The organism is Pseudomonas sp. PAMC 29040, from assembly GCF_003994535.1.
In the GTDB taxonomy this organism is placed as follows: Bacteria; Pseudomonadota; Gammaproteobacteria; order Pseudomonadales; family Pseudomonadaceae; genus Aquipseudomonas; species Aquipseudomonas paraversuta.
The window spans coordinates 400,148-416,840 of the sequence record NZ_RZAA01000002.1 but is presented as its reverse complement, the minus strand read 5'-3'; the positions used below and the strand labels follow the sequence as shown (position 1 = coordinate 416,840).

Sequence of the window (16,693 nt, the reverse complement as noted above, 5' to 3'; positions counted from 1 at the left end):
TTACGGCTGAACGTCCCAACTGCGGCGTTTTACAATGGCTGCGACGCTAATAAAAGTACGACTGTCAAAGACTGCCCAAGGTTTAACCGGAGGCCGACTTTCATGAAAAAAACACCCGAAAGCCGCAAGCCAGAGCACTCGCGCCTGAACAATCAATTGTGTTGATTATCACCATTGGCCGTATGAACTTTGATATCGAAGATCCAAGCGTAGCATTGCTTACCTGACTAACTAATTGCCCTGCTACGGAGCACCGATATCATGAAACGCCCATTACTGCTTGGTCTTGGCCTCTCACTGTTGGCCATCAACGCCTTTGCGATGCCCGCCGACGACGAGCAAACCCCCATGGTGCAGCCTGCTTCCAGCAGCTTGAGCCAACCGCTGAATCCTGTGGCTGAAGACGGTGCCCAACGCACCCTGAACCAGCAGAACCGCGTAGCTGAGGACGGTGCACAACGCACTCTCAACCAGCAGAACCCCGTGGCTGAGGACGGCGCACAACGCACTCTGAACCAGCAGAACCGCGTGGCTGAAGATGGCTACGACCGCACTCAACGCCAGAGCAACCTGGTGGCGGAAGGCGGCGCGGATCGTCTTGCCGAAAGGAATCAACGTGCCAGCTAATCAAGTGATTGCAGGAGCCCGACGGCAACTGATTGCTCGCGATCTGTTTACGCAGTAATAGAGCTCGCGAGCAAGCTCGCTCCTGCAGAGTCTCCATTGCAGTTCGACGTCATCAAAGCCGATTTGCTAGAGTGCGCCGCTGTACTTGTCTGGAATACCAGCTCCGATGCTGCCTCGCGCCGAACAGAAGCAACAAACCCGCCTTGCGCTGATGGATGCCGCCCGCCACTTGATGGAATCGGGTCGCGGCTTTGGCAGCCTGAGCCTGCGCGAAGTCGCAAAAACCGCAGGCATAGTGCCCACCGGCTTTTATCGGCACTTCAGCGACATGGACCAACTGGGCCTGGCGCTGGTCAGTGAAGTCGGTCAGACCTTTCGCGAAACCATTCGTCTGGTGCGACACAACGAACTGTTTATGGGCGGTGTGATCAACGCTTCGGTACGGATCTTTCTCGATGTGGTGCAGGCCAACCGCTCGCAGTTTCTGTTTCTGGCCCGCGAGCAATACGGCGGCTCACAGCCAGTGCGCCAGGCTATCGGGGCGCTGCGCGAAGACATCACCTCGGATCTGGCCGCCGACCTCGGGTCCAAGCCCAAGCTGCAGCACTTGAACCACGCAGGCCTTACGGTAATTGCCGATCTGGTGGTTAAAAGTGTGTTCGCGGCCTTGCCCGATGTCATCGATCCGCCCGCCGAGGCGCTCCCCGACTACCTGCAACCCCAGGCAAAAATCAGCCAGCAGCTGCGCTTTATCTTTATCGGGCTCAAGCACTGGCAAGGCCTGGGCAGTACCGAGTAAAGATGCGCACCTTGTTGGTGCGAAATAAAACTCATAGCGCACCATTATCGCTCGCCGCAGCCCCTTTCCCTTCCCAGGATCACTCGCCTTTGTTGTGCAACCCAAGGTTGGCAAGCCCCTTGCTCTGATCAAGGCATTGTCAATTGCAGGAAGCCTACCGATGTTGGTGATTCATCGCAGAGTTCAGCCCCACCCCGTGTGGAGCGCTGAGTTACACCTCAACTTCGAAGCCCGGAGCAAAAGCCGTTTGCGTTGCTTTAGCAGTGACGCCGAGGACGTCGGCCTGTTCCTTGAACGCGGACAACCGCCCCTGCATGACGGCGAATTTCTGCAAGCCCAGGACGGGCGCATCGTGCGGGTGTGTGCCAGCCCCGAAAAGTTGCTGCACGTGACCTGTCTCAATGCCTTTGAGTTGACCCGCGCGGCCTATCACCTGGGCAACCGCCATGTTGCCCTGCAAGTCGGCGATGGCTGGCTGCGCCTGCTCGATGACTACGTACTCAAAGCCATGCTGGAACAATTGGGCGCGCAGACCGAAGCCATTGAGGCGCCGTTCCAACCGGAGCATGGCGCCTACGGCGGCGGTCATCATCATTCCCGCGCAGGCGAAGAAGACTTCAACTACGCCCCGCGCCTGCATCAGTTTGGTGTGCGTTTGTGAGTCCGGCATGGGCGCTGTTGCGCCTGGCCAGCCCACAGCTGCCGATTGGCGGCTACAGCTATTCCCAGGGCCTGGAAATGGCCGTCGAGAATGGCCGGGTATCCAGCCCGGCAACTGCCAGCCGCTGGATCAGCGATCAATTGCTGCTCAATCTGGCGCGCTTCGAGGCTCCGTTGCTGCTCGCCCATTGCCGGGCGGCGGCCGACGAAGACTGGAGTGCCTTGCAGCAGTTTTGCGACGAACACCGCGCCAGTCGTGAAACCCGCGAATTGCATCAGGAAAGCCGGCAAATGGGCTACTCCCTGCAGCAACTTCTGATGGGGTTGCCCGAGCTGGATGAGCCTGCACGGCTATTTCTCACCCAACAAGCCGAGCCGCACCTGGCACTCGGCTGGGCACTGGCTGCCCGGGCCTGGGGCATCAGTGCGTCAGACGCGCTGGCAGCCTGGCTGTGGAGCTGGCTGGAAAACCAATTGGCGGTGCTGATGAAAACCCTGCCGCTGGGCCAGCAGGCCGCTCAACGCATGACCAGCGAGTTATCCCCGGCGCTGCAGCAGGCACAACAACACGCCAGCAACCTCGACTTATCCCGTTTGGGCAGTGCCGCTTTCGGCCTGTCATTGGCGAGCATGGCCCACGAGCGCCAGTACAGCCGTCTGTTTCGTTCCTAGGAGAATGCAATGAACACACAACCTTTGCGGGTCGGCATCGGGGGCCCGGTGGGCTCCGGCAAAACTGCCCTGACCCTGGCCCTGTGCCTGGCACTGCGGGACAAATACAACCTGGCGGTGGTCACCAACGATATTTATACCCGCGAAGATGCCGATTTTCTGGTGCGTAACCAGGCGCTGGCACCGGAGCGGATCATCGGTGTAGAAACCGGCGGCTGCCCGCACACCGCCATTCGTGAAGATGCATCGATCAACCTCGAAGCCGTGGATCAGCTGAACCGGCGCTTCCCCGGGCTGGACCTGATTCTGGTGGAATCGGGTGGGGATAACTTGTCGGCCACCTTCAGCCCGGAACTGTCCGACCTGACGATCTACGTGATCGATGTATCCGCAGGGGACAAGTTGCCGCGCAAGGGTGGACCGGGGATTTGCAAATCCGACTTGCTGGTGATCAATAAAATCGACCTCGCACCGCTGGTGGGCGCATCGCTGGAGCTGATGGACAGTGACACCCGGCGCATGCGCGGGGCAAAGCCCTTTGTGTTCAGCAATCAAAAAACCGGCCACGGCCTGGATACCATCGTGAGGTTTATTGAACGGCAGGGACTGTTGATCTCATAACCCGCGATCTTTTGTGGGCCTGAAGCTTTAAAAGCTCGCGCCTACAGAGTTGGACGTCACGGTGTATCATGTCGCGCAAACGCCCCAGCCGTGACGACGCCTGCCAATGCCCCATGTAGCCAGCTCCGCCTTCCCGCTCGAACTGACCGCCCTGTTTGCGGCGGTACAGCAGCATTTTCGCCAGGTCATTGTGCCGCTCTGGCAAGGCCCCGGCTGGAATGCCGAACTGGAACTGCCCTATGAGGCACTCAGCCCCGAGCACCGGCCACTGACGCCCCAGCGCTATCGCGCCATGGCCTGCGCCCGTCAGCTATATCTATTCGCCAGCTTGATCGATGACCCCGCCTTCCCCGGCGCTGCCGAGCGCGCAGGCAGGTTGTTCCGCTCGCTGCAAAGGCACTTTTACGACGCCGTACACGGCGGCTGGTTTTACAGCATCGACCCCGACGGCGCGCCGCTGGATCAGCGTAAAGACCTGTATACCCACGCCTTTATCATCTTTGCCTGCGCCCATTACTGGGGCAAGGTGCGCGAGCCGGCGGTGGAATCAGTGCTCAATGCCGCGCTGAAAGTCGTCGCCGAGCGCTTCAGCGATGGTAATGGCCTGTACGAAGCCAGCCTCGAGCGGGACTGGTCAACGCTGGACACCGGCCCGCTGCAAAACCCGTTGATGCATCTGGCCGAGGCGTTTCTGGCGACTTTGTCGGTGCGCGACGATGCGCCGGTACACAGCGCATTGCTGGCGCTGGCCGATGGCATGCAACAGCGCTTTATCGAGCCTGTGCATAACGCCTTGCTCGAAAAACCGCTGAGGGCTGTGGATAACTGGTTTGAACCCGGGCATCAGTTTGAGTGGTTCTACTTGCTGGAGTCCTCGCCACTGCTGCGTCAAACAGCCCTGCACGACTCGCTTGCGCTCGCCTTCGACTTTGCCGAACAGGTTGGGGTCGACCCGCAGACCGGGGCGGTCTGCGGCATGCTGGCCCCGGATGGCACCTTGCGCGATGGCACCCAGCGCATCTGGGCCCAGGCCGAGTACCTGCGCGCCCTGACCTTGCGTCCGGCGCCCCTGCCCCGCCTGCAACGCCAGTTGCTGGCGTTGCAGCAGAACTTTTTACATGCCGGTGGCTGGTATGAATGCCGGGATGCGGCAGGCAACGTCAGCCGCCTGGACATGCCGTCGACCACACCGTATCACCTGGCCACCTGCTACAGCGGCCTGGCGCAACTCCTGTAGGAGCGAGCTTGCCTCGCGAATATGTAAAGAGCTCGCGAGGCGAGCTCGCTCCTACAGGGGCAAGGTCAGGCAATCCACTTGCGATCGCCGGTAAAGCTGATGGTCAGCCAGCGCGCACTGTCGGCCGCGCCCAACATGCCTGATATCTCTTCACGAAACCCGTCCAGGGTCTTGATGCTGGTTAGCGGATATCCCGCCGGCAACACGATATGGATCTCGATAAAACGCGCCCTTCCGTGCTTTTGCACATAGGTTTTGTAGCCCTCAAAGCCATGGCGCGCCGACATTTCCTCTAGCACATCCCGCACCTTGTCATCGAGCTTGTCCGGGGCAATACCCAGGACGTCGCGCAATGCCGGGCGCAGGATTTTGAACGCCGGAGCCAGCATGCTGAAAGCCAGCAAAATCAGGATCGCCGGGTCGACATAGGCGGCCCAATGGGCATAACCCTGTTGTTTCAGAATCAGCGCCGTGACAAAACTTATCAACAGCCCCACCGACAGCATCGCGTCCACCAGCCAGCTGATGTTGTCGAACTGGATCAGGCTGGACTTGAGCTTGCGGTTTTTACGCCGGACCCAGAAGTAGTAGGCAAACTCGATTACGGTAAACACCGCCGCGTAGATGATCACCAGGCCCAGCTCAATTTCGCGCCCGCCATTGATAATGCCGAACACGCCATTGAGAAAGGCATAGATCGCAATCAAAAACAGGAAACTGCCTTCGATCAGCAGCACCATGGGCTCAAGGTGCCAGAAGCCGAACTGGAAACGTTCGTTGCTTTCCTTGGCGATCAACTGTGCCGTGATCAGCATCAGTACTTTGATAAAGGTCGCGATCAAAGAGAAGAACCCATCGAACAAGATGGATTGCGAACCCGATATAACACCCGTCACGATGCCGGCGATGGCCACCGCGAACATCAGAACGGTCGATTGTTTGAGCAGTTTCTGCTCACCACTGTTACTCACAAAAACTCCTTTTCAGCCCTGTTGAATACGGCCCCCTCAGGAGGTCGCGGGCAGGCTGCCAGGCGTGAGTTTACTCTGTGGCGTGGCGTTCGATGGCAAAACCGCTCCAGGACTGCGTGACGGGCATCAGTTCAAGGCGATTGATGTTGATGTGGGCCGGCGTATTGAGCACCCAGAAAATCGTCTCGGCGATGTCTTGCGGCTGAATCGGCTCAGCACCCTGGTAGGTGGCGTCATAGCGGGCCTTGTCGCCGCCGAAGCGCACCATCGAGAATTCGCTTTCACACAGACCCGGTTCAACGTTGCTGACCCGCACGCCCGTGCCCTGCAAGTCGCAGCGCAGGTTCAGGGAGAACTGCTTGACGAAGGCTTTGGTGCCGCCATAGACATGGCTGCCGGGGTACGGGTAGCTGCCGGCGATAGAGCCCAGGTTAACGATACCGGCACCGCGGCCGTAGGCAATCAGCCGGGGCAGCAGCAGGCGCGTGGTGTAGAGCAGCCCCTTGATGTTGGTATCGACCATGGTTTCCCAATCGTCGAGGTCGCACTTGGGCGCCGGATCGGTGCCCAGCGCCAGCCCGGCATTGTTGATAAGTCCGCGCAGCTTGCTGAACGACGGTGGCAGATTGGCAATTGCCTCTTCCATCGCCTTGCGATCACGTACATCTACTACCAGGCCATGGACTTCGGTCTGGCTGGACAGCTCTTCGCACAGGGCATCCAGACGCTCTTTACGGCGGCCGGTCAGTACCAGTTTCCAGCCTGCCTGCGCAAACTTGCGAGCGCAGGCCTCACCAAATCCGGAAGTGGCGCCCGTAATAAACAGGGTGGAAGTCATAGCGTTCTCCTTGGCTGGCGGGCATCGGCCGCCGTTGAATAAGACGGGAAGCAGCATGCCCCGGCTGCGATTTGGCGGCAACCCGGCACATGATCCCGGACAAAACCTGTACGAAAAACAACCAACTCCCTGCAGGCCATGCCAGACAAGGGCTGGAGCCATATGCACTCACGTTATCCACAGGCCCGTCCACAGTCTTTGGGGGCAACTCCAAAATGGCCAAAGCCTCTGGCCACAAGGGGTTGAGCGCTGATTGAAGAGTTTTTAGCTTGACCTGGACGCAGGCAACATGCAGACGCCCCAAAAAGGTGCAACCCGGTAAAACCTCTGAGATAGCCAGAGGCCAGTAATTCCGCCGCTCAGGGCATTCCTTCCAGAGTTTAACCACAGACTTATCCACAGGTTGGTTATCGACTAATGACTATGTTTATAACTGAACAAATCTGTTGACAAATCCTGCAGGAAGCCAGGTAAAAAACACTGATCAAAAAACAACCACACCCGTGCAAGCCACGTAAACAAAGGCCTGCAGCCAACTACTCCCACGTTACCCACAGCCACCTCCACAGCAAACGGGGACAAGTCAAAATGATGTTAAAACAGGTATTTAGAGCGGCTTTATGTCGCGCTTTCGCGGGTCTGGAATATTGTTTTCCACAATTTCAAAAGTGCGCTGTTGAAAAACAAAAAGCCCCTGGAAAGGGGCTGCGAAAATTGCAGGAGCGAGCTGGCTCGCGAGATTTGCAAAGCGCTCGCTCCTGCAGGGTGAACCCTTTAGTGCCCGCCTAAATACGCGTTGCGTACTTCTTCGTTGCTCAACAGTTCCTTGCCGGTTCCGGTCAGGCGGATTTCACCGTTGACCATCACGTAGGCCCGGTCCGACAGGCGCAGGGCGTGGTTGGCGTTTTGCTCGACCAGAAAGATGGTCATGCCGGTGGTAGCCAGTTCACGCAAGGTCGCAAAAATCTGCTTCACCACGATCGGCGCCAGCCCCAGGCTGGGTTCGTCCAGCAACAGCAACTTGGGACGGCTCATCAGGGCGCGGGCGATGGCGAGCATTTGCTGCTCACCGCCCGACATGGTCATTGCCCGCTGATTACGCCGTTCCTTGAGCCTGGGGAAGAGTTCGAACATGCGCTGCATGTCTTCGTCGACATGCTTGTCGCCGATGGGGATGGTGCCCATCAACAGGTTTTCTTCCACCGTCATGTCCGGAAATACGCGACGGCCTTCCGGTGACTGGGCGATGCCGTGGGAGGCAATGTAGTGCGAGGACTTCTGAGTGATGTCCACGCCCTGGTAGAAGATCTGCCCGCCACTGGCTCTGGGCTGGCCGAAGATCGACATCAGCAACGTGGACTTGCCCGCACCGTTGGAGCCGATCAGGCTCACGGTTTCGCCTTCCTCGATGTGCATCGAGACTTTTTTCAGGGCCTGGATCGGCCCGTAGTGAACGTCCAGTTCCTTGAGTTCGAGGATAGTGCCCGTCATATCAGCTCCTCTTCGTCGGCGCCAAGGTAGGCCGCGATCACTTTCGGGTCGTTGCGAATGGCTTCCGGCCCGCCCTGTGCGATCACGTTGCCGTGGTCGAGCACCACTATGTGATCGGAAATACTCATGACCATCCCCATGTCGTGTTCGATCAATACCACGGTCAAGTCGTGGTCGTCCCGCAGCAGGCGAATCATCGCACTGAGCGCTTCGGTTTCCTGCGGGTTAAGCCCGGCCGCCGGTTCGTCCAGACAGATGATTTGCGGCCGCGTGCACATGGCCCGGGCAATTTCCAGGCGCCGCTGCTGGCCGTAAGACAACTCCCCGGCCAGGCGGTTGGCACAGTTCACCAGGTCGACGACTTCCAGCCAGTAAAACGCATGGTCCAGCGCATCGCTTTCGGCCTTGCGGTAGCCCTTGGTGTTGAGGATGCCCGCCAGCATGTTGCGGTTGACCCACATGTGCTGCGCCACCAGCAGGTTTTCCAGCACCGACATTTCCTTGAACAGACGAATGTTCTGAAACGTGCGCGCCAGCCCTGCACGGTTAACCAGATGGGTGCCGCCGAACATTTTGTAGTACAGGCGGCTGGCAAAGGCTTTGGGCGAGACAAAGTCCGTCAGCCTGAATGGCTCCCCCAGCAGCTTGATGACATTGGTCCGCGCACCACGGGCATTGAGTTCGATTCTGCCGCCACTGGCTTTGTAAAACCCGGTCAGGCAGTTGAACACGGTGGTTTTCCCCGCCCCGTTAGGCCCGATCAGGGCAAAGATTGAATTGCGTTTGACCTTGAGACTGACATCGCTCAGAGCCTTGATCCCGCCAAAGTGCATCATCAGCTTGTCGACCGAGAGCACTACTTCGTCGTTGCTGGAGAGGTCTTTCATGGCGCGACTCCCTTACGTGGCGTGACCCCGACACGGCTGACCCGGATCAGGCCCCGTGGGCGCCAGATCATCATCAGCACCATCAATACGCCAAACAGCAGCACCCGGTACTCGGCAAAACTGCGTAACAGTTCCGGCGCCACGGTCAGGACAAATGCAGCAATCACCACCCCCACGGTCGAGCCCATACCACCGAGCACCACAATGGCGAGGATCAGCGCCGACTCGAAGAAAGTGAACGACGACGGGTTGACGAACCCTTGGTAGCTGGCAAAAAACACCCCGGCCAGACCTGCCGTAGAAGCGCCGAGGGTGAATGCTGAAAGTTTGACCAGAACGTGATTCAGGCCCATGGCGCGGCAGGCGATTTCGTCTTCACGCAACGCTTCCCAGGCCCGGCCAATCGGCATGCGAGTCAGGCGGTGCTTGATATACAGCACCAGCAGCACCACCAGAAACAGCACGATGTAGATAAACAGGAATTTGATATTGGGGTTGTAGTCCAGACCGAAGAACTGATGGAACGGTACCCCGCCGTCCTTGGCCACGCGACCGAACTCCAGGCCGAAAAACGTCGGCGATGGTACCGGCATGCCGTTGGGGCCGCCGGTAAATGACAGCCAGTTGTTGAGCACCAGGCGAATGATTTCACCAAAGCCCAGGGTCACGATGGCCAGATAGTCACCGTGCATTCGCAACACCGGGAACCCGAGAATGCATCCGGCCATCGCTGCCGCAATCGCCGCCAGCGGCAGCACCGACCAGAAACCCAGCCCCAGATACTGATAACCCAGTGCCAGCCCATAAGCGCCGATGGCATAGAAGGCCACGTAGCCCAGGTCGAGCAGCCCCGCCAGGCCCACCACTATGTTCAGCCCCAGACCGAGCAACACGTAGATCAGGCCGAGAATGACCACCGTCAGAATGTATTTGTTGGCGAAAAACGGAAACACGATGGCAATCACGATCAGCAACGGCACGATCCAGCGCAGCCGCGATTTGTAATCCGGGGGCAGTACGTGCACGCCGGAGCCGGTGGACTCGAACCCCTGAAGGATTTTCAGGCCCCTGGCCGTTTGCAGGAACAGGCTCAGAACAAAGCGCCCCACCATCACAATCGCAACCAGCCAGCCGACGCGCGCCGGTTGCAGGTTAAAGCTGTAGCCGTCGAGCACCACCCCCACGATAGGTCCGAACACAATCAATGAAATCAACCCGGCAAGGATCGAATCAACGACGCTTTTTTTGATATCAATCGGTTTGTTAATGGCTGCAGACATACTTACACCTTCGCCACGAGAGGACGACCCAGCAGGCCCTGGGGACGGAAAATCAGGATCAGCACCAGCAATGAGAAACTGAACACGTCCTTGTAATCCGAGTTAACCAGGCCGGCAAATAGTGATTCGGAAATGCCCAGGATGATTCCGCCGAGCATGGCCCCGGGCAGGGATCCGATCCCGCCGAGTACCGCAGCCGTGAACGCCTTGATCCCGATAATGAAGCCGGCGTAAAAGTCGAACGTGCCGTAGTTCATGGTAATCAGCACCCCGGCCAACGCGGCCATGGCGGCACCTATTACAAACACGTAGGAGATCACCCGGTCGGTGTTGATGCCCAGGATCGACGCCATCTTGCGGTCTTGCTGGGTAGCACGACACATGCGCCCCAGCTTGGTGTACTTGATGATGTAGGTCAGCAGGCCCATGCCTGCAAAGGCCGCGATCAGAATGAAGACTTTGGTGTAGGTCAGTTGTACAAAACCGGTGCCGATATCGACGCGCCAGGAACCACTGAGCAGTGTCGGGACGCCTTGTTGCCGCGAGCCCTGGGCAATTTGCACATAGTTTTGCAGGATCAGGGAAATACCAATGGCGCTGATCAGTGGCGCCAGCCGTGTGGAATTTCGCAGAGGTTTGTAAGCCACACGTTCAATCACCCAGCCATACACGCCAGTGACGATGACGGTGAAGACCAGGGTGCCCAACATCAGCAGCGGGAAGGATTCAACGCCGAAGTATGCCAACAGAGCCAGACTGATAGCCGCGAGGTAAGCGGAGATCATGTACACCTCGCCGTGGGCGAAGTTGATCATGCCGATGATGCCGTAGACCATTGTGTAGCCGATGGCAATCAGGCCGTAAACAGACCCGAGGGTCAGGCCGTTCAGCAGTTGCTGTAGGAATATACCGTCCATAACGCAATCTCACGCACTTGAGCCATTGCGCAAACCCGCCCGCAGGGCAAGGTTTGCGCCGCTCATGGAAAAGAAGACAGGTGATGCAGACATGCCTGATGCCCTTTCTCCGTAGGACCGAGCTTGCTCGCGATCTTTAACAGCTCGCGAGCAAGCTCGCTCCTACAGGAGAAGGCAGAGCGGCTTATCTCACTTCTGTTTTTCCAGCTGGTGATATTTGCCGTCCTTGTCCCACTGGTAAACCACGTAGTCAGAGACTTTGAGATCGCCTTTGGCGTCCCATTCCTTCTTGCCCATTACGGTTTCAACCGGGTTGGCCTTGAGCCACTTGGCAGCGTCTTCGCCCTTGTTGGACTTGGCGCCATTGAAAGCGTCAGCCAGGGCCTGAACCGAGGCGTAGGCATACAGGGTGTAGCCTTCCGGTTCGGTGCCGGCTTTACGGAACTGCTCAACCACCGCTTTGCTGTCCGGCAGCAGGCGCGGGTCGGCGCCGAAAGTCATGTACACGCCATCGACGTACTGCGGGCCGCCAGCAGTGGCGACCAGTTCGTCGGTTACAACACCATCATCGGACATGAACTTCACATCCTTGAGGCCAGCCTCACGCAGTTGACGCACCAGCGGGCCCGCCTCTGGGTGCAAGCCGCCGAAGTACACCACATCGGCGCCCAGCGAGCGGATTTTGGTGACCAGGGCACTGAAGTCCTTTTCACCACGGGTAAGGCCTTCTTCCAGGACCGGTTTGACTCCGCGCTTGGTCAGTTGCGCACTGGTGGCATCGGCAAGACCTTTACCGTAGGTGTCCTTGTCGTTGATAACCGCGACTTTCTTGCCTTTGAGCACGTCGACAATGTAGTCACCCGCCACGATGCCCTGCTGGTCATCACGCCCGCACATACGGAACACCGCGTCCAGCTTGCGCTCGGTAACCTGCGGATTGGTCGAGCCCGGCGTAATCATGATCACACCCGCATCGGCATACACATCCGACGCCGGAATGGTGTTCGAAGAGCAGAAGTGACCTACAACCCCGATTACTTTGTCCTGATCCACCAGGCGGTTGGCAACGGCTACAGCCTGCTTCGGCTCACAGGCATCGTCGCCCGCCACCAGCTTGATCTGCTCACCGTTAATTCCGCCCGCCTTGTTGATTGCATCCGCAGCCGCCTGCGCGCCCTTCATGTACTGCTCGCCAAATGCCGCGTTGGCACCGGTCATCGGGCCCGCCACACCGATTTTCACATCAGCCTGAACAAACGAAGAAACACCCAACGCTGTTGCTACCGCGAGGGCCAGAAAACCTTTCTTGTAGAACGTCTGCGACATGAGGTGGTGCTCCTGAGGTTTTGTTAGATGGCACTTCGACTTCAGGTGAAGCTCAGAGCAAGCCGCGTGCCATTGGTTTTTTATTCTTAAAAAAGCCGCTGTCTTGTTGTTATATCGGCTGTTTCGAGTCCATTTTCATTGGACGTGCAACCGTCTAGACCAAGGAAGGTAAAACTGTTTTTGATGGGTGGGTGTTACCTGAAACGACAAGGGTTGCAACCGGGTTGCCCGGCTCCGGACAACCACTCTGTAACCACTTACGTCACCTAACTGCACACTCCCGGTGCGCTACTGCTACAGGCCGCACCATTTGAGGCTAGTCGATGCCGGGGCAGATGCGTCCGGGAGCCTGCAAAAGCTTTGTCAGATGACAATCCGCAAGCATTGACCGGCGTGGTACAGCGAAAAACCGGCTTCGTACAGACAGCTGCGCAGCCCCGTGCCAGACAGTGGCCGCATCGGCGCAAAGGGTATCGGCAGGGCTTTGGCATCGCCGTTACACAGGTAATCGGCGAATGCTTTGCCCACCACAGTGCCCGTGGTCACGCCCCGGCCGTTGTAACCGGTGACTGCCACCAAACCGGGCGCGGGCTCGAACAGACGCATCAAATGATCGGGGGTGAAGGCGATGCAGCCGGTCCAGGTGCATTCCCATTCAACCCCTTTGAGGTACGGGAAGTAATGCTGCTGCACGCGATCGGCCCAGGCTTTGAGAAACCAGGCCGGTTTTTGATTGCCGTTGCCCAGGCTGCCCAACAGCAAACGGCCTTCGGCATCACGGCGAATACTGCTCAACACCTGGCGGGTGTCCCATGAGCCCTGCCCGCCGGGCAAGATGCGGCTGGCGCTGTCATCGGTCAGCGGCTTTGAGGCAACCTGGTAGTAATAACCGGGGAAAAAGTTACGTCGCAAGTCAGTCCATTCGCCTTCGGTGTAGGCATTGGACGCCAGCACCACTTGCTCTGCACTCACCGCGCCCTGAGCGGTTTGCACCGACCAGCGCTGGCCTTGACGCTCCAGGCCGGTCACTGCGCTGTGATCAAACAAACGCCCGCCCAAGTCACTGGCGGCTTTGGCCAGGCCCGAGGTATAGGCCATTGGATTGAGGGTTCCGGCACGCCTGTCGAGCAGGGCGGCGGCAATTTTCGGGGTTCCGGTCGCTTCGGTGCAGGCAGCGCCGGTGAGCAGTTCCACAGGGGCGCCCCGACGCTTCCATTGTTGCTCGCGACTGCGCAGGTCAGCTTCGCCCCGGGCGTTGTGAGCCATGTGCAAGGTGCCTTCGCGGCGCAGCTGGCAGTCGATGCGGTACTTGTCGACAAGGCTGAACACCAGTGCCGGGGCAGCACCCAGCATGCGATTGAGCTGGCTGCCCACTGCTTCGCCGAAACCGGCTTCGATCTCGTCCGGGGCAATCCACATCCCGGCATTGACCAGCCCCACATTGCGCCCCGAACCGCCGTGCCCGGTGCGATGGGCTTCGAGCACACAGACGCTTTTACCCTGTTCCAGCAAGTGAATGGCGGCAGACAAACCGGTGATGCCAGCACCAATCACACACACATCAACGCTCAGTTCGCCCTGTAAGGCAGACGATTGCGGACGTTGAGGCGTCAGGTTTTCCCACAAACATTGTTCGAGTAAAGGCATTGCCAAGCTCCAGAGATGAAACCCAACGGTGATGCGTTTTTATCCACAAACAGTGGGAGCCGGGTTGACCCGGCTTCCACAGTGGCCCTTCACATGAGCTCCGGGGGGGTTGCCTCAATCGAACGTAATACCCTGCGCCAGCGGCAGTTCCAGCGAGTAGTTGACGGTATTGGTCTGGCGCCGCATGTAGCCGCGCCATGCATCGGAGCCCGACTCACGGCCGCCACCGGTTTCTTTTTCACCGCCAAAGGCGCCGCCAATTTCTGCACCGCTGGGCCCGATGTTGACGTTGGCGATACCGCAGTCACTGCCGGTGGCCGACATGAACTGCTCGGCCTCACGTACATCGGTGGTGAAGATGCACGACGACAGGCCCTGGGGTACGGCATTGTTCAGGCGCAGGGCCTCGCTGAAGTCGCTGTAACCCACCACGTACAGGATCGGGGCGAAGGTTTCGCTGCACACCACATCGCTCTGCTCGGGCATTTCAACGATGGCCGGGGCCACGTAGTACGCATTCGGGTACTGCCCGGCCAGCTGGCGTTCACCGCCAAACACCCGGCCGCCTTCGCTCAGGGCTTGCTCAAGAGCGTCCTGCATGTTTTCAAAACTGTGTTTGTCGATCAGCGGGCCAACCAGATTGCCTTCCAGCGGGTGACCGATGCGCACCCGGGAATAGGCCGCCTTGAGCCGGGTGACGATTTCTTCCTTGACCGAGTCATGGGCGATCAGGCGACGCAGGCTGGTACAGCGCTGGCCTGCGGTACCGACGGCGCTGAACAGGATGGCGCGCACGGCCATATCCAGATCGGCGCTCGGAGCCAGGATCATCGCGTTGTTGCCACCCAGTTCCAGAATGCTGCGGGCAAAGCGCGCGGCAATCTTTGGTGCCACTTCGCGCCCCATACGGGTGCTGCCGGTGGCGCTGATCAGGGCAACGCGCGGGTCATCGACCAGGGCTTCGCCGGCGTCCCGGCCACCGATAATCACTTGGGCCAGGTACTTGGGGGCATCGCTGAACGTGCTCAGCACCCGATCGAACAGCGCCTGACAGGCCAGTGCCGTGAGCGGGGTTTTCTCCGAGGGTTTCCAGATCACCGCGTTGCCGCAGACCAGTGCCAGGGTGGTGTTCCAGGCCCAGACGGCCACCGGAAAGTTGAACGCGCTGATCACCCCCACCACGCCCAGCGGGTGCCAGGTTTCACGCATGTGGTGGCCCGGGCGCTCGGAAGCAATGGTCAGGCCGTAAAGCTGACGCGACAGGCCGACGGCGAAGTCGCAGATGTCGATCATTTCCTGGACTTCGCCCAGGCCTTCCTGGGTGATCTTGCCCGCTTCCCAGGACACCAGTTCGCCCAGATCCGCCTTGTACTCACGCAGCAGGTCGCCAAACTGACGCACCAGTTCGCCGCGGCGCGGCGCCGGAACCTTGCGCCAGGCTTCGAATGCATGTTCGGCGCGGGTCACGTGCTGCTCGACCTCGGCAGCCCCTTCCCAATGCACGGCACCGATCCGGCTGCCATCAATGGGCGTATGTACCGGTTGCCGGCCCTGCTGGTACAGCGCGGGGTCAACACCAAGACGATCCAGTAATGCAGCAAGCATGGGACACTCCTTCAGCTCAAAAAACGGGTTTTCAGGCCATTAGTTGTAGCTGGCCCGCATCGCGGCAACAAACGACCTTTAAGCGAGATATCATTCCGAAAATTCATGCTGCGCTGGTAACGTTGCCTGACAACAAGAATGAGGGGCTTTTTATGCTCAGCACTGATGCTAAATAAACGCCATCTGCCATCGATCACTGCACTCCAGTGTTTTGAGGCTGTGACCCGCCACCTGAGCTTCACCCGCGCCGCCGAAGAGCTGAACCTGACCCAAAGCGCGGTCAGCAAGCAGGTCGCGCAGCTGGAGGAACTGTTACAGCACTTGCTGTTTCGCCGCGTGCGTCGGCGCCTGCAATTGACCCCGGCGGGTGATTTGTACCTGGTAGAAGTCCGAAAAATCCTGACCCAGGTCGAGATGTCGACCCACACCCTGCGCTCCTACGGCGGCGAAACAGAAGTGTTACGCGTATCTACGCCGTCGACCTTCGGTGCCCGCTGGCTGGTGCCGCGCCTCAAGGGCTGGCGCCTGCAGCACCCGCATATCCATCTGGACCTGTGCAATGAACAGCAGGCCGATGACTTGCTGCAAGGCCGCAGCGATCTGGCGTTCTATTTCGGCCAGGGCTCACGCCCCGGTACCGAATGCCTGAAGCTGTTTGGCGAAGAGTTGGTGGCGGTGTGTGCGCCAGCGAGCTTGCCTGACACGCCCTATACCGATCCTACGCAACTGACCGATTTGGTCCTGCTGCAAAACGCCTCCCGTCCACAAGCCTGGCATGACTGGTTTGAAAGCCAGGGGCATCGCACCGATCACAGTTATCACGGCCCGCGCTTCGATACGTTTTATATGTGCATCCGGGCGGCACAAGTGGGCTGTGGTGTGGCACTGCTGCCCAGGTTTCTGGTGGCAGAAGAATTGGCTGACGGCAAACTGGTCGTTGCCTGGCCGCACTCCATGCCCAGTCCCGACGCCTATTACCTGGCCTACCCTGAACATTCGGCGGGGGTGCCCAAGGTGCAGGCATTTGTGACGTGGATAATGGAACACATTGAGGACCTGTAGGCGCGAGCTTGCTCGCGATCTTTTGATCTTTAAAAAGGTCCCCAGGCTTGCTC

At 59.0% G+C, this 16,693-nt stretch carries 16 protein-coding genes; 7 read left to right on the top strand and 9 right to left on the bottom strand.

Going from position 1 to position 16,693, the window contains the following annotated elements; genetic code table 11:
* Positions 1-261 precede the first annotated feature (261 nt).
* The 6 genes from WG29040_RS04820 (at position 262) to WG29040_RS04795 (ending at position 4,616) form a co-directional block, all read left to right on the top strand.
* Positions 262-627, top strand: a complete 366-nt coding sequence (locus tag WG29040_RS04820) for a hypothetical protein (RefSeq protein ID WP_127195741.1) — start codon at positions 262-264, stop codon at positions 625-627.
* A 166-nt stretch (positions 628-793) separates the two neighbouring features.
* Positions 794-1,426 (top strand): TetR family transcriptional regulator, encoded by a 633-nt coding sequence (locus WG29040_RS04815; protein ID WP_003439093.1) that lies wholly within the window; start codon positions 794-796, stop codon positions 1,424-1,426.
* Positions 1,427-1,586: 160 nt separating this feature from the next.
* Complete coding sequence (gene ureE / locus WG29040_RS04810) at positions 1,587-2,087, top strand: urease accessory protein UreE (protein WP_003439091.1); 501 nt, start codon at positions 1,587-1,589, stop codon at positions 2,085-2,087.
* Complete coding sequence (locus tag WG29040_RS04805) at positions 2,084-2,758, top strand: urease accessory protein UreF (protein WP_003439089.1); 675 nt, start codon at positions 2,084-2,086, stop codon at positions 2,756-2,758. The genes ureE and WG29040_RS04805 overlap by 4 nt, the downstream gene beginning before the upstream one ends.
* A gap of 9 nt (positions 2,759-2,767) precedes the next feature.
* The gene (gene ureG, locus WG29040_RS04800) at positions 2,768-3,379 is read left to right on the top strand and encodes an urease accessory protein UreG (RefSeq protein WP_003439087.1); all 612 of its coding nucleotides are present in this window, start codon (positions 2,768-2,770) and stop codon (positions 3,377-3,379) included.
* Between the two features lie 106 nt (positions 3,380-3,485).
* Positions 3,486-4,616, top strand: a complete 1,131-nt coding sequence (locus WG29040_RS04795; RefSeq protein ID WP_127195740.1) for an AGE family epimerase/isomerase — start codon at positions 3,486-3,488, stop codon at positions 4,614-4,616.
* Positions 4,617-4,681: 65 nt separating this feature from the next.
* Here WG29040_RS04795 and WG29040_RS04790 read toward each other — a convergent pair whose 3' ends face one another.
* From WG29040_RS04790 to WG29040_RS04745, 9 genes are all read right to left on the bottom strand, one after another.
* Positions 4,682-5,587 (bottom strand): cation diffusion facilitator family transporter, encoded by a 906-nt coding sequence (locus WG29040_RS04790; protein ID WP_003439083.1) that lies wholly within the window; start codon positions 5,585-5,587, stop codon positions 4,682-4,684.
* A gap of 70 nt (positions 5,588-5,657) precedes the next feature.
* Positions 5,658-6,425 carry an SDR family oxidoreductase gene (locus tag WG29040_RS04785; RefSeq protein ID WP_003439076.1) on the bottom strand — a complete coding sequence of 256 codons (768 nt, stop codon included), beginning with the start codon at positions 6,423-6,425 and terminating at the stop codon, positions 5,658-5,660.
* Between the two features lie 774 nt (positions 6,426-7,199).
* Positions 7,200-7,916: an ABC transporter ATP-binding protein gene (locus WG29040_RS04775; protein ID WP_003439073.1), complete on the bottom strand. Its 717-nt coding sequence runs from the start codon at positions 7,914-7,916 to the stop codon at positions 7,200-7,202.
* Positions 7,913-8,803: an ABC transporter ATP-binding protein gene (locus WG29040_RS04770; protein ID WP_003439071.1), complete on the bottom strand. Its 891-nt coding sequence runs from the start codon at positions 8,801-8,803 to the stop codon at positions 7,913-7,915. Before WG29040_RS04770 ends, WG29040_RS04775 begins: the two co-directional genes overlap by 4 nt.
* Complete coding sequence (gene livM / locus WG29040_RS04765) at positions 8,800-10,083, bottom strand: high-affinity branched-chain amino acid ABC transporter permease LivM (RefSeq protein ID WP_010656249.1); 1,284 nt, start codon at positions 10,081-10,083, stop codon at positions 8,800-8,802. The genes WG29040_RS04770 and livM overlap by 4 nt, the downstream gene beginning before the upstream one ends.
* A gap of 2 nt (positions 10,084-10,085) precedes the next feature.
* Complete coding sequence (locus WG29040_RS04760) at positions 10,086-11,000, bottom strand: branched-chain amino acid ABC transporter permease (RefSeq protein ID WP_003439067.1); 915 nt, start codon at positions 10,998-11,000, stop codon at positions 10,086-10,088.
* Between the two features lie 189 nt (positions 11,001-11,189).
* Positions 11,190-12,326, bottom strand: a complete 1,137-nt coding sequence (locus WG29040_RS04755) for a branched-chain amino acid ABC transporter substrate-binding protein (protein ID WP_003439065.1) — start codon at positions 12,324-12,326, stop codon at positions 11,190-11,192.
* A gap of 363 nt (positions 12,327-12,689) precedes the next feature.
* Positions 12,690-13,973 (bottom strand): FAD-binding oxidoreductase, encoded by a 1,284-nt coding sequence (locus WG29040_RS04750; RefSeq protein ID WP_003439063.1) that lies wholly within the window; start codon positions 13,971-13,973, stop codon positions 12,690-12,692.
* A 114-nt stretch (positions 13,974-14,087) separates the two neighbouring features.
* Positions 14,088-15,578 (bottom strand): aldehyde dehydrogenase family protein, encoded by a 1,491-nt coding sequence (locus WG29040_RS04745; protein ID WP_010656251.1) that lies wholly within the window; start codon positions 15,576-15,578, stop codon positions 14,088-14,090.
* 165 nt (positions 15,579-15,743) lie between these two features.
* On the opposite strand from WG29040_RS04745, the gene WG29040_RS04740 reads away from it, so the two are divergent.
* Entirely contained in the window at positions 15,744-16,640 is an 897-nt protein-coding gene (locus WG29040_RS04740) for a LysR family transcriptional regulator (RefSeq protein WP_003439059.1), read from the top strand.
* The last annotated feature ends 53 nt before the right edge of the window (positions 16,641-16,693 follow it).

Coding starts and splice junctions, on each gene's coding strand:
- WG29040_RS04820 (WP_127195741.1), top strand. CDS start 262: ATGAAACGCCCATTACTGCTTGGTCTTGGCCTCTCACTGTTGGCCATC.
- WG29040_RS04815 (WP_003439093.1), top strand. CDS start 794: ATGCTGCCTCGCGCCGAACAGAAGCAACAAACCCGCCTTGCGCTGATG.
- ureE (WP_003439091.1), top strand. CDS start 1,587: ATGTTGGTGATTCATCGCAGAGTTCAGCCCCACCCCGTGTGGAGCGCT.
- ureG (WP_003439087.1), top strand. CDS start 2,768: ATGAACACACAACCTTTGCGGGTCGGCATCGGGGGCCCGGTGGGCTCC.
- WG29040_RS04795 (WP_127195740.1), top strand. CDS start 3,486: ATGCCCCATGTAGCCAGCTCCGCCTTCCCGCTCGAACTGACCGCCCTG.
- WG29040_RS04785 (WP_003439076.1), bottom strand. CDS start 6,425: ATGACTTCCACCCTGTTTATTACGGGCGCCACTTCCGGATTTGGTGAG.
- WG29040_RS04775 (WP_003439073.1), bottom strand. CDS start 7,916: ATGACGGGCACTATCCTCGAACTCAAGGAACTGGACGTTCACTACGGG.
- WG29040_RS04770 (WP_003439071.1), bottom strand. CDS start 8,803: ATGAAAGACCTCTCCAGCAACGACGAAGTAGTGCTCTCGGTCGACAAG.
- livM (WP_010656249.1), bottom strand. CDS start 10,083: ATGTCTGCAGCCATTAACAAACCGATTGATATCAAAAAAAGCGTCGTT.
- WG29040_RS04760 (WP_003439067.1), bottom strand. CDS start 11,000: ATGGACGGTATATTCCTACAGCAACTGCTGAACGGCCTGACCCTCGGG.
- WG29040_RS04755 (WP_003439065.1), bottom strand. CDS start 12,326: ATGTCGCAGACGTTCTACAAGAAAGGTTTTCTGGCCCTCGCGGTAGCA.
- WG29040_RS04750 (WP_003439063.1), bottom strand. CDS start 13,973: ATGCCTTTACTCGAACAATGTTTGTGGGAAAACCTGACGCCTCAACGT.
- WG29040_RS04745 (WP_010656251.1), bottom strand. CDS start 15,578: ATGCTTGCTGCATTACTGGATCGTCTTGGTGTTGACCCCGCGCTGTAC.
- WG29040_RS04740 (WP_003439059.1), top strand. CDS start 15,744: ATGCTAAATAAACGCCATCTGCCATCGATCACTGCACTCCAGTGTTTT.